Raw genomic sequence first — 12422 nt, 5'->3', positions numbered from 1 at the left:
TTTTTTTATTTTGTCAATTAAATGTAACAAACGACGATTATGATTTGAATCAATTGAAAATAATTCAATAAATATTATTTAAATTGAGATGTTTCGTAGGAGGAAAAGGAATGTTAAATAAAATAATTTTAATTACTGGTGGTACAGGTTCGTGGGGGCATGAACTTATAAAACAACTATTAGAAAAATCACCGAAAGAAATTAGAGTTTTTTCAAGAAATGAAACGGTTCAGTTTGAAATGCAGCAACAGTTTATAAATGATCATAGGCTAAAATTTATTATTGGAGATATTCGTGATAAAGATCAACTAGTCTATGCATGCCAAGGTGTACATTATGTATTCCATCTTGCAGCTTTAAAACACGTTCCAGTATGTGAGTATTATCCTTATGAAGCTATAAAAACTAACATACATGGTACGCAAAATGTAATTGAAGCCTCTACACAGATGCAAGTTGAAAAAGTTATATATGTTTCAACGGATAAAGCAGCTGATCCATCAAATACGTATGGGATGACAAAAGCAATTGGTGAAAAATTAATGGTTCATGCGAATATACAAACGAAGAAAACAAAATTCATTTGTGTTCGTGGTGGAAATGTTTTAGGAACGAGTGGAAGTGTAGTACCGCTTTTTAAACAACAAATTAAAAGATCTTCAGAAGTAGGGATTACCGATGCGAATATGACTAGATTTTTCTTAACAGTTGAAGATGCTGTTGGATTGTTATTTAAAGCCGTATATCAAGGTAGAGGCGGGGAAATCTTTGTTATGAAAATGCCGGCATGTAAAATAACAGATTTAGCGGAAATATTAATTGAAGATTCAAAAAAAGAAAATATTAAGGTGAAAGAGGTAGGGATAAGACCGGGTGAAAAATTAAGTGAAATGCTTCTATCTGAGGTAGAGAGTAAAACAAGTATAAGTTTTGATCAAAATTATTTTGTGGTACTACCGACGATTCCTATCGAAGGACTTCAAGAATATTATTCTAGCTATCCGCTAGTGGATGTGAAGAGTTTTAGTTCTCAACAAGATTTACTTGCAAAACATGAGGTGAAACAAATGCTATTAAAAGGAGGGTTTTTGCGATGAAAAAAAATGCGAGCCTTTTAATAACTGGTGCAAATGGTTTCACAGGCCGCCATGCTTGCCACTATTTTTTAGAGCAGGGCTTTCATGTAATTCCTATGTTTCAAAATCGTGCACATAGAGAAAAAATTAGAAATGGTATTACGTGTAATTTAACTAATAAGAGCGAAGTAATGAAGGTAATGAAACAAATAAAGCCAGACTACGTATTGCATTTAGCGGGAAGGAATTCGGTTATAGAATCTTGGACAGCTGCTCTTGAGTATATAGAGATTAATGTAATAGGAACGTTATATTTATTAGAAGCAATTAAGCAAGAAGCCTCGCATTGTAGAACATTAGTTATAGGATCTGCTTTGCAAGCAGATAGTATGAACGAAATGAAAATTTCAAATCCATATAGTTTAAGTAAAACGATGCAAGTCATTATTGCAGAGGCTTGGGGAGGATTAATGGATTCAAATATTATCATTGCAAAGCCCTCAAACTTAATTGGTCCAGGGGTATCGAATGGTATTTGTTCGATTCTCGCAAAGAAAATAATAGATATAGAATCAGGTAGAAGTAAGGCTATTATCGAAGTAAACAGTTTGAAAGATAGTAGAGATTTTCTAGATGTACGTGATGCGGTCAAAGCGTATCATGTGTTATTACGAGATGGAATAAATGGAAAACAATATAATATCGGATCAGGAGTAAAACGATCTTTATTAGATGTACTAGAACAATATAAAGAATTAACACAGCTAAATTTTTTTATAGAGGAAACAGAGAAAAGTGGGAGCGACTCAAATGAGAGTTTAGCAACAGAGGAAATAAAAAATTTAGGTTGGATCCCAGAAATTGAATTTCATCAATCATTAAAAGATGTACTTGAGTATGCGAAGTGTAGTGACATCTGCGTGCAATGAAAAACAAAAAAGGGTGTAAGAAATATATGAATGGTTATGAAGTAATAGATAATCAAAATACGCTATTTCTTTCAATTGTTGATACGCTGGACTGGAGAGATGAAGAAGCGCATGTATTGCTTATTTATGAGGCAATACATAAATATCAAGCGTATGTAGAAGAAAAAAGGGTTAATCGAATAAAGTCAGCATTAGAGACGGAAACTAGATATGTGATTCAAATCTTTGCTCAATACGAGTGTAGTGAGTATGGAAATGATTTTTATGAACTCATTAACGATCTTTTACAAGATATAGAGGTGGAGTTAAAGATTTATATAAAAAATAATAAGTTTATTTACATTTAAAAGGTAAAGAGAAAGCTAGATTTTTAATAATAAAGGTGGGTATAAGTTATGAGCAAAACGATTCTTTTTACTGGGGGCGGTACAGCCGGACACGTTATGATTAATATTGTATTAATTCCTAAATTTATAGAGAAAGGCTGGAGAGTCGAGTATATTGGATCCAAAAATGGAATTGAAAAATCATTAGTGCAAAATGTTAAATACAATAGTGTTTCAACGGGAAAGCTTAGGAGATATTGGGATTGGGAGAATTTTAAAGATCCTTTTAAAATTATACGCGGTTGTTTACAAAGTTATAATTTAATTAAGAAAACAAAGCCTGACGTTATCTTTTCAGCAGGAGGATTTGTTTCAGTTCCTGTAGCTATAGGAGCATGGTTAAATCGTGTGCCTATAATTATACGTGAACCAGATAGCACATTAGGGCTTGCCAATAAAATAGCATTACCTTTTGCTACAAAGCTATGCACAACATTTCCTCAGACAGGAGAGAATGTAAGTAATGAGAAGAAGGTTTATGTAGGACCAATTGTAAGGGAAGAAATTGAGAAGGGTAACGTATTACGAGGAAGAAGATATTGTGAATTTCAGCAAGATAAACCAGTATTATTAATTATGGGTGGGAGTCAAGGTGCTAAGTGGATAAATGATATGGTAAGGGAATGTTTAGATACAATACTATTAAACTTTAATATTATTCATATATGTGGTAAAGGGAAGATAGACCCATCTATTGGCATGGAGGGATATATGCAATTTGAATATATAGGCGACGAGTTGCCGCATATACTAAATATGGCAAGTGTTGTAGTTTCTAGAGCGGGTTCTACTGCTATTTCTGAATTGTTATTTTTGAAGAAACCGATGTTGCTTATCCCGTTAACTAACAGTTCCAGTAGGGGAGATCAAGTTTTAAATGCTGAATATTTTTCACGGCAAGGATATGCGGAAGTTATACTCCAAGACAGAGTAAGTACGAATACATTTATACATGCAGTAAATAAGTTGTATACAAATAAGGAGAAATATATTCAAAACATGAATGGATATAAGAAAACAAATGATGAGGGAATTCATCAAATAATAGATATAATAAATGAAGTGGTGAAGTAATAGAAATGTAAATAGAAAAACAAAAGGAAAGAAGGTATCTTCTTTCCTTTTTGCTATATTTGTTCTAATTAGTTATGTACTATGGGTGAATGCCGTTTTCTAATAGCTCAGTAAATGCATGAATATGAATAGGTTTACTGTAATAATAACCTTGAATAAACTGACATTTATTTTTTTGAAGGAAATTTACGTGCTCTTTCGTTTCTACACCTTCAGCAATGACAGACATTCCTAATGTATTTGCTAATGTGATGATCGTTTTAATAATTTCCATTCCATCATCACATGTTTCAGACATTGTAATAAATTCTCTCGGGATTTTTAACGTATCAATTGGATACAAAGGTAAGTAGGCTAGCGAAGAATAACCTGTACCAAAATCGTCGATAGAAATGTGAATCCCTAAACTTTTTAGTGTACGCAGTTTTATCAATGTTTCTCGCTCATCCATCATTGCAATTCGCTCTGTTAATTCAAGATCAAGAGAGCTTGCTGGTAAACCTGTATTTGTTAAAGTAGAAGAAATAGATTTTACAAAATCCTCTTGTTCAAATTCCTTAGCAGATAAATTTACACCTATTTTTAAATGTGAATATCCGAGTGCGTGCCAACGTTTCATTTGTTTACAAGCCTGCTCTAATGTCCATTTACCTATTGAAATAATTTGTAGTGTTTCTTCTGCAATCGGAATAAACTCGTATGGAGAAATAATACCTAATTCAGGATGATTCCACCTAATTAAAGCTTCTGCACCGATAATTTTATTAGATTCACTATCAACTTGAGGTTGATACAAAAGGAACAATTCTTCATTTTGTAGTGCGTTTGGTAAATCTTTTTCTAATCGCAATCGTCTTTCAATTTTTTTAGCGATTACATCGTCATAAATAGATACAGAGTTAAGTTCTTTTGCTTTTGCATCATACATTGCAACATTAGCGTTTTTCAGAAGTGTAGCGGTATCGATTCCGGAATGTGGATAAATAGCGATGCCGATACTCAGTGATAAAGTTAATTTATGCTCATGTATGATAAATGACTTTTTCATGCATTTAAATAATTGGTTACATAATTGGAATAAGTAATCTTCGTCAGTATAGTTTTCAATTATGATTGTAAATTCATCGCCACCGATTCTTGAAAGATGAGTATGTGATGGAAGACATGATTGGAAGCGCTTTGCTACTTCTTCTAATATGTAGTCTCCTGATGAATGTCCAAGTGTATCGTTAATTGCTTTAAAGCGATCTAAATCTAAATATAATAATGCAAACTCGCTTTCTGTTATTTCAGCATTTTTTATAACTCTCTTTAATTTCTTATGGAAAAAGGCACGGTTACCAATTTTCGTTACAGTGTCATGGAATGCTAAATATTTTATTTCTTCTTGCTGTTTTTTTAGTGCAGTAATATCTTTCACCATAATATAGCTTCCTGAAATTTGTCCGTCTATTATAATAGGAATGATTGTAACGTATAAAAAATAAGTAAAGCCATCTTTATATTGAGAACTAAGTTGTAAGGATGCCGATTCTTGTTGTTTCACTTTCTCTAACGCCAATGCTAGCTTATGCTTATCTTCATCTAAAATAATCGAAAAACAAGTTTCACCGAGTAACTCATCTGTTGGTGCTCCAAGTAGTACACTCCCAGCCTTATTTACATTTAAGAATATTCCATTTAAATCAATGGTGAAAATAGGGTCAGGATGATATTCATATAATGATTTAAACTTTTGCTGTTTTTGAGAAAGAGCCTCTGATTTATGAACTAAATCAGAAGTCCGTAAAGTAACTTTTTCTTCTAGTTGGGCATTAAATGCCTGCAAACGTTTTGTTAAGGAATTGTTTTGCATACGTACGATAGAATGACGAATGAGTACGAAAATAAAAGTAATACAATTTCCTGTAATGAGAGTTGAAGATGATGTTTGTTCTTTTAATGTAAACCCGATTAGTATTGCAACAGCAAGGTAGGGAAATACAACTAAAGCTTTTTTTCCTATTATAGGGTTTACAAGGAAATAATTTTTATGGCTATTGTGATCTTCTGAAATAGAGCCAGCTATTGCAATAAGTAATATAGGTATTCTATATAAAAGACGTAATAATATTATCGTTTCAGTTGATAAGTGGTTATTTAAGTAAAAATAAATATAGTTAAAAGTTGCAGAACTTATTAATACAAAAATAAAGATATAAATTTTCCGTTTGGAATTAAAAATTGTTGGACGGAAAAAGAGACTAACACCTAGCAGTAGAAATAATAAATCTGCAATTGGGTATAAAAATGAAAGGAAAACATCTCCTAGTGAAAGAGCGAATATATTTAAATTTGGTTGATTAAATAAATACCATTCTAATGTAAATATGGAAGTAAGCACTATGCATATATCACAAATAAAGAACGCTTTTTCCCATTTATTGCATTCCTTTAAGATTTTATAGCAGAAAGCGATAAGACAGAAAAATAGAAAAAACATGTAAAATACATCAGAAACCGTAAAACGATGTATTGGAATTTCGAAGAAGCTATCTTGATATGTATATACTATTTTCCCTAATAAAAAACTACCAATTGCTATTGTAATACATATCCAAAACGGATTTGAACTGACTTTTTTAGAATATATAGAGTAAATCAGTGATACAAATGTAATGGCTTCAACGACAAGTGAAGCGAAGCGTACATCTGAATTTGAAAAATGAGTAGGGAACAGATAGAAAAACATAAAATAGATTGAATAGCATATTAATGTTCCGATTAATATACATAATTGTAAATTTTTATTTAATTTCAATGAAATCACCTTCTTTAATTATGCACTATGTTCGTTATATCTATACATAATAATATTATTTAAGAATTGTATCAGATTTCCTTATAAAAATCATGTTTATAAGGAAAGTGTTAAAGAGTGTAAGTATTCTTAAGGTTGAAAAAATATTACGGTTGATAGTATAGACTGTATCAAGACTTTAAATAGAAATTGTATATTTAGTCATCCTTTGAATTGTAAAGTTTTTTTAGTGATTTGTAAGTGGAGATGCAAAATTGCATATAAAATGATGAGTATCTTTTTTTGGTGAGCTTTTTATTTTTAATCTGAAGATTAATATTTGTGAAAATGTTGAGAAAAGATATAAAATAAGAACGTGTATTCTTACAGAGTGGAATAGTATTGCCACTAAATAGGGAGGCTTTTTTATGATATATCGAATTAAAGATGCAGAAATATACTATGAAATTGTGGGAGAGGGTAAACCGGTCATTATCATACATGGCTGCGCCCCTGACCATAGGTTAATGATGAAATGTATGGAATCAGTATTTCAGAAATATGAAGGTTATAAGCGAATATATATTGATTTACCTGGAATGGGAAAATCGAATGCTCCAAATTGGATAAATAGTTCAGATCGTATAGTAGAAGTGCTTATCACATTTATTGAGGAAATCATTTCTACTGAAAAATTTTTATTGGTAGGAGAATCATATGGAGGCTATTTAGCCAAAGGTATACTTGCAAAGATGTTTGAGAGAGTTAGCGGATTACTATTAGTATGTCCTGTTGTTGTAGCGGAGCCAGAAAAAAGGATTCTTCCAGATAAACAGGTAATTGTACAAGATGAGGAATTTTTAAATACGCTCACTTCCGCAGAAAGAGAGGAGTTTTGTGAGTTAGCTGTAATAGCAAATGAATATACATATAAGCGATTTAAAGAAGAAATTAAGCCTGGGTTAGATGTTGCTAATTATGAATTTATTGAAAGGTTGCAAAAGAATTACTCTCTTACTATGGATTTTCAGCATGAAAAATATGAAAATCCCGTTCTTTTACTGACTGGAAGACAAGATATATCAGTAGGTTATCAAAATATTATAGAAATTATTGAAGAATATCCAAGGGCAACATTAGCAGTGTTAGATATGGCAGGGCATAATTTGCAAATTGAGCAGCCTGAATTATTTGAGAGTTTAGTAGGAGAATGGATTAGACGAACAAATCAGCACAGTTTATAAAGTATTTTAGTATTACCCCTAAGTGTTGAAATGGGATAAATGAACGTGATTTATTAACTTATCTTGCTATTTGCCGGGCAGCCCGATTAGTGAGGGCTGATTAAAGTTTCACTTTATAAAAAATTTTAAGGAGAAATTATGAGCACATATATTTATATGGTTAGACACGGTGAATCACCAAAACTAGAAGGAAATGAAAGAATGCGTGGATTAACTGAGAGGGGACATATGGATGCCCGTAGAGTAACTGACATATTAAAAGCGGAGAGGATTGATACTTTTATTTCCAGTCCTTATAATCGGGCTATGCTAACGATAGAGGAGTCAGCTAATTTCCATGAAAAAGAAATAGTAGTATATGAAAATCTTAAAGAGTGTATGTTTTCAAGTGAGGAGCAGGTTATATCAGACAAAGAGGTGTATCCACTTGTACAGAAGATGTTCTCTAATCCGGACTTTGCACGAACGCAAGGAGAGTCATATGCAGATTGCCAGAGAAGAGTAGTGAAAGTATTAAAAGAAATCTTAATGGATTTTCGAGGATGCAAAATTGTAATTGGTACACATGGGCTTGTCATGACATTAATGATGAACTATTTTGATAAACAATATGGTTTTGAATTTTTAATGAATACGTCAAAACCGGATATATATAAGATGGAATTTAAAGAAGAACAATTAATGAATGTAGAGAGATTATGGAAAGCTGAATAAAATTAGTTGCATGGATTTTGTTGTAAAAGTTACTTTTATAGCAAAGTCTTTTTTTGAATAGAAAGCATCTTTATCAACTATTGTTAGAATGTTAAATAAATAAGTAATTATTCAGTCTTTGAATAAATTATGGAGAAATTGGTTTAGGGAAACAATTTTAAATGTGTCAAAATTCCAAACGTTGGATTTATATTCAATAGGAGAAAAAGATGTAGAATTTTGTCTTACAGTCCCCGTTTACTTTTCATTTCATTACATATAGGCTTTGTGGTGTAAGGGAGGACATTGCCTTTACGTAAAATCTATAAGGAGGTCATTGTAATGAAACAGATTAAAAAGTTTGCGGGAGTTGCTTTAGCGGGGACGATTGGATTAAGTGGATTACTGTTTTTAGAACCAAGTGTAAGCGTTGCGGAAGCACAGCAAGTGAAAGTAGAAAATTTCAATACAATTGATGTAACGATGAATCTAAATGAATTGTATGTATTAAGTGGCAGAAGCATTGATATTCTTTCTGGAGATAAAGAAGCAATTCAGTTAAATAAATACACAATTAGTTTTAATAAACCTGGGAAGTATGTGATTAAAGTAAATGGCTGTATTTATGATGATGTATATACTTTTATTGTAAATGAGTAGTATATATTCTTAAATTGCGAGATAAAAACAGAAACACCCTATTTGCGATGAGAGTCGTAAATAGGGTGAATTTATTTGTATTAAGCTGTACTTTAAATATGTTCACTAATTTTCTTTTTGTTATGTAAAAGTGTTAACAATGTAAATGAAATATACATCTTCACAGTCAAAAAAGTTAAAATATTTCGTTTTAAGGATTATAATGGAGGGAGGAACATAAAAGGGAGTGAATGAACTTGAAACAAGAACTTATTGAAAGATTTACGAGATATGTAAAAATTGATACGCAATCAAATGAAGAAAGTCATACAGTACCAACAACACCAGGACAAATTGAGTTTGGTAAGTTATTAGTGGAAGAGCTAAAAGAAATTGGTTTAACAGAAGTAACGATGGATGATAATGGCTATGTAATGGCAACACTTCCAGCTAATACGGACAAGGATGTTCCTGTAATCGGATTTTTAGCCCATTTAGATACGGCAACAGACTTTACAGGGAAAAACGTCAAACCACAAATTCATGAAAATTTTGATGGTAATGCAATTACGTTAAATGAAGAGCTAAATGTTGTGTTAACACCAGAGCAGTTCCCGGAATTACCATCATATAAAGGACATACCATTATTACAACTGATGGTACAACACTTCTAGGAGCAGATGATAAAGCTGGTCTTACAGAAATTATGGTTGCAATGAACCATTTAATACATAATCCACAAATTAAGCACGGGAAAATAAGAGTAGCATTTACACCGGATGAAGAAATTGGTCGTGGGCCAGCGCATTTTGATGTAGAAGCGTTTGGTGCATCATTCGCTTATACGATGGATGGAGGTCCATTAGGTGGTTTAGAGTATGAAAGTTTTAATGCTGCAGGTGCTAAGTTAACGTTTAACGGAACGAATACACATCCTGGAACAGCAAAAAATAAAATGCGCAATGCTACTAAACTTGCTATGGAGTTTAATGGGTATTTACCAGTAGAAGATGCGCCAGAATATACAGAAGGCTATGAAGGATTCTATCATTTACTTTCTTTAAATGGTGATGTTGAGCAAAGTAAAGCATATTATATTATTCGAGACTTTGATCGTGAAAATTTTGAGGCACGTAAAAATAACGTTAAAAATATTGTGAAGACTATGCAAGAAAAATATGGCGAAGATGCAGTCGTTTTAGAAATGAATGATCAATACTATAACATGCTTGAAAAAATTGAACCGGTAAGAGAAATTGTTGATATTGCATATGAAGCAATGAAAAGTTTAGACATTGAACCAAATATTCATCCGATTCGCGGAGGCACAGATGGATCACAATTATCATATATGGGATTACCGACGCCGAATATTTTCACTGGTGGTGAAAACTATCACGGTAAATTTGAGTATGTTTCGGTAGATACTATGGAAAAAGCCGTTCAAGTTATTGTGGAAATTGCAAGACGTTTTGAGGAGCAAGCTTAAAAAAGAACCAAGTAGTACGAATGTGCTACTTGGTTCTTTTAATATAGTACTCGCCACAAATAAAAAGTCGCATAAGACTCCCAATTAGCCCAGTTTGCCGCGAAATCTTTTATTTCATTTTTTGTCGGTTTATTTTCGGAACCTGTTATAAATTTAATTGCATTATGCAGACCAACATCATCAATTGGAAAAGCCGAAGGAAATCTTAAACAACGCATTAAAACATAGTTGGCAGTCCATGGTCCTATACCATGGATAGCAGTTAATTGTTTCTCAGCAACCTTTACATCTTGTGTTTGCAGTAAATCCTCTTTTGATAATTTTCTCTCTGTAATAAGCTTCGCAATACCGATTAAATATTCACATTTTCTAGTCGTCATTTTTAATTGTTGAAGATTTTCTACATGTAGATTTGCAATTGTTTCAGGTGATGGGAATATCCAATGTTTTCTATCGTCCCATTCTACATAACTTCCAAATTGCTCAACTAATCTCCTTTTTAGTGTATAAGCATATGTTAAGTTAATTTGTTGACCGATAATTCCCCAGGAAAGTGCCTCAAATAAGTCTGGAATGCCTAAAGTACGAAGGCCATAATATTGTTCAATTGGTCCTTGAAGGAGTAAATCATGTTTAGCTAATGTATAAAATGGGGCTAAATCAGTAGTTAAATCAAACCATTCTTTTACATAGTTAACTACAGCTTCACGTATCGATTTTTCAGATGTATATGGTTCTTCTAAACAACGTATTTGAATATTCCCATCTGTATTCACACTAATTTCAACTAAAGGATTTACATCTTGAACAGGGATAACTTTATAAATTTTGTTATCTTCAATATGGAACATACATTCATTGTTAGAGCGTGATAGATAACGTAAATTTTCTTGGAAACAAAATTCTTTTGGAACTGCTATAGATAATGCGCTATTATATTCTGCTGTCATATGAATTCCACCTGCAACTTTTCTAATGTAAGCAATTTTTTCTTCATTTCTAATCCACCCCTAAATCCGGTTAGTTTCCCATTCTTCCCAATAACGCGGTGACAAGGAATGGTAATAAGAAGAGGGTTAGCAGCAATAGCAGAAGCAACGGCGCGCACAGCTTTAGGTTTTTGAATTCTTTCAGCAATTTCTGTATAAGAATATGTCTTTCCATAAGGAATTTCACGTACCGTATTCCAAACAGATAATTGAAAATTAGTTCCATAAGCATCGATAGGAAATGTAAAAGTTTCTCGCTTGTTTTCTAAATACTCGATAACTTCTTGCGTATATATTTGCAAGTAACCTGGACTATGGGTCAATATATGTTGGGGCAGTTTTTTTCTAGCCCATATATTTAATTCTTCAAAGTTTTCGTCTTGTGATCCAATGAAACATAGTCCATTTTCAGTTGCAGCAATATGAAATCGCCAATTTTTATGTGTAAGTAGCGTCCAATATATATAATTATTTTTGTAGGAATTCATTATCGTATCCCTCTTTCATTTCGTTCTTTTTTCGATATTCAGTAGGAGTAAATCCGGTTTTCTTTTTAAATAAAGTTGCGAAATACTCTGGGTTTTCTATCCCGACAGCAGTACTAATTTCTTTAATAGATTGATTTGTGTGTAAAAGGTATTCGGTTGCTTTAAGAACCCTGAATTGTTGTATATATTCTATAGGAGTTAACCCTATTATTCTTTTGAAAGTACGTTGTAAATGAAAAGGGCTACCGTGACACATTTCCGCAAGCATGTCGAGAGTTAAGGATTCGTCATAATGCTTTTCGATATAGTCTTTAATTTGTTCTACCCACTCTTCATTAGGTAAAGTGATCCCATTTGGCTTACAACGTTTGCACGGGCGAAAGTTCTCACTTAATGCTTGCTCTGCATGATGAAAAATTCGTACATTGTTTCTATTCGGTATTCTTGATTTGCATGATGGTCTGCAAAAGATTCCAGTTGATTTCACAGCATAAAAGAATTTGCTATCATAGGAAGAATCATTATGAATAATTGCTTGCCAATACTCATTTGTTAATGTAACTCCTTCATTGTGCATAGAACATCACCTCTGAAATTAGTATAACCTGAATAAAGTGCGTATGTATGTATTCATA

The 12422-nt window shown here is 32.4% G+C and carries 12 protein-coding genes; 8 read left to right on the top strand and 4 right to left on the bottom strand.

Annotated elements, in window-relative coordinates:
* Positions 1-110 precede the first annotated feature (110 nt).
* Genes DN401_RS17565 through DN401_RS17550 form a run of 4 tightly spaced genes read left to right on the top strand, consistent with a single transcriptional unit; the run spans position 111 to position 3465 of the window.
* Complete coding sequence (locus DN401_RS17565; protein WP_000932614.1) at positions 111-1097, top strand: UDP-N-acetylglucosamine 4,6-dehydratase family protein; 987 nt, start codon at positions 111-113, stop codon at positions 1095-1097.
* Complete coding sequence (locus tag DN401_RS17560) at positions 1094-2005, top strand: SDR family oxidoreductase (protein WP_000739078.1); 912 nt, start codon at positions 1094-1096, stop codon at positions 2003-2005. Before DN401_RS17565 ends, DN401_RS17560 begins: the two co-directional genes overlap by 4 nt.
* Entirely contained in the window at positions 2002-2352 is a 351-nt protein-coding gene (locus DN401_RS17555; RefSeq protein WP_002164458.1) for a DUF6572 domain-containing protein, read from the top strand. Before DN401_RS17560 ends, DN401_RS17555 begins: the two co-directional genes overlap by 4 nt.
* Positions 2353-2400: 48 nt before the next feature.
* A complete protein-coding gene (locus DN401_RS17550; RefSeq protein ID WP_000047561.1) occupies positions 2401-3465 on the top strand; it encodes an undecaprenyldiphospho-muramoylpentapeptide beta-N-acetylglucosaminyltransferase in 1065 nt (354 codons plus the stop codon).
* A gap of 79 nt (positions 3466-3544) precedes the next feature.
* Here the strand turns inward: DN401_RS17550 and DN401_RS17545 are convergent, their stop codons facing one another.
* Positions 3545-6265, bottom strand: coding sequence for a sensor domain-containing protein (locus tag DN401_RS17545; protein ID WP_000773557.1), 2721 nt, complete (start codon positions 6263-6265; stop codon positions 3545-3547).
* 407 nt (positions 6266-6672) lie between these two features.
* Here DN401_RS17545 and DN401_RS17540 point away from each other — a divergent pair, with 407 nt between their 5' ends.
* From DN401_RS17540 to pepT, 4 genes are all read left to right on the top strand, one after another.
* A complete protein-coding gene (locus DN401_RS17540) occupies positions 6673-7488 on the top strand; it encodes an alpha/beta fold hydrolase (RefSeq protein ID WP_000640329.1) in 816 nt (271 codons plus the stop codon).
* A 138-nt stretch (positions 7489-7626) separates the two neighbouring features.
* Positions 7627-8202: a histidine phosphatase family protein gene (locus DN401_RS17535; protein ID WP_000109182.1), complete on the top strand. Its 576-nt coding sequence runs from the start codon at positions 7627-7629 to the stop codon at positions 8200-8202.
* Between the two features lie 321 nt (positions 8203-8523).
* Positions 8524-8841 carry a hypothetical protein gene (locus tag DN401_RS17530; RefSeq protein ID WP_000809495.1) on the top strand — a complete coding sequence of 106 codons (318 nt, stop codon included), beginning with the start codon at positions 8524-8526 and terminating at the stop codon, positions 8839-8841.
* A 236-nt stretch (positions 8842-9077) separates the two neighbouring features.
* Positions 9078-10310, top strand: coding sequence for a peptidase T (gene pepT, locus DN401_RS17525; protein ID WP_002164459.1), 1233 nt, complete (start codon positions 9078-9080; stop codon positions 10308-10310).
* A gap of 38 nt (positions 10311-10348) precedes the next feature.
* On the opposite strand, the gene DN401_RS17520 is transcribed toward pepT, so the two are convergent.
* From DN401_RS17520 to DN401_RS17510, 3 genes are read right to left on the bottom strand one after another with little or no spacing between them, the layout of a single operon-like run.
* Entirely contained in the window at positions 10349-11260 is a 912-nt protein-coding gene (locus tag DN401_RS17520) for a DNA glycosylase (protein WP_000123503.1), read from the bottom strand.
* Complete coding sequence (locus DN401_RS17515; RefSeq protein WP_001089842.1) at positions 11257-11787, bottom strand: methylated-DNA--[protein]-cysteine S-methyltransferase; 531 nt, start codon at positions 11785-11787, stop codon at positions 11257-11259. The genes DN401_RS17520 and DN401_RS17515 overlap by 4 nt, the downstream gene beginning before the upstream one ends.
* The gene (locus tag DN401_RS17510; RefSeq protein WP_000551322.1) at positions 11768-12364 is read right to left on the bottom strand and encodes a bifunctional transcriptional activator/DNA repair enzyme AdaA; all 597 of its coding nucleotides are present in this window, start codon (positions 12362-12364) and stop codon (positions 11768-11770) included. The genes DN401_RS17515 and DN401_RS17510 overlap by 20 nt, the downstream gene beginning before the upstream one ends.
* Positions 12365-12422 lie beyond the last annotated feature (58 nt).

The sequence above is a fragment of the Bacillus sp. BF2-3 genome (assembly GCF_008368795.1).
In the GTDB taxonomy this organism is placed as follows: Bacteria; Bacillota; Bacilli; order Bacillales; family Bacillaceae_G; genus Bacillus_A; species Bacillus_A cereus.
Note: the sequence above shows the minus strand (reverse complement) of the source record. Positions and strands in the feature narration are given on the sequence as shown.

Coding starts and splice junctions, on each gene's coding strand:
- DN401_RS17510 (WP_000551322.1), bottom strand. CDS start 12,364: ATGCACAATGAAGGAGTTACATTAACAAATGAGTATTGGCAAGCAATT.
- DN401_RS17555 (WP_002164458.1), top strand. CDS start 2,002: ATGAAAAACAAAAAAGGGTGTAAGAAATATATGAATGGTTATGAAGTA.
- DN401_RS17530 (WP_000809495.1), top strand. CDS start 8,524: ATGAAACAGATTAAAAAGTTTGCGGGAGTTGCTTTAGCGGGGACGATT.
- DN401_RS17520 (WP_000123503.1), bottom strand. CDS start 11,260: ATGACAGCAGAATATAATAGCGCATTATCTATAGCAGTTCCAAAAGAA.
- DN401_RS17550 (WP_000047561.1), top strand. CDS start 2,401: ATGAGCAAAACGATTCTTTTTACTGGGGGCGGTACAGCCGGACACGTT.
- DN401_RS17540 (WP_000640329.1), top strand. CDS start 6,673: ATGATATATCGAATTAAAGATGCAGAAATATACTATGAAATTGTGGGA.
- DN401_RS17560 (WP_000739078.1), top strand. CDS start 1,094: ATGAAAAAAAATGCGAGCCTTTTAATAACTGGTGCAAATGGTTTCACA.
- DN401_RS17565 (WP_000932614.1), top strand. CDS start 111: ATGTTAAATAAAATAATTTTAATTACTGGTGGTACAGGTTCGTGGGGG.
- DN401_RS17515 (WP_001089842.1), bottom strand. CDS start 11,787: ATGAATTCCTACAAAAATAATTATATATATTGGACGCTACTTACACAT.
- DN401_RS17535 (WP_000109182.1), top strand. CDS start 7,627: ATGAGCACATATATTTATATGGTTAGACACGGTGAATCACCAAAACTA.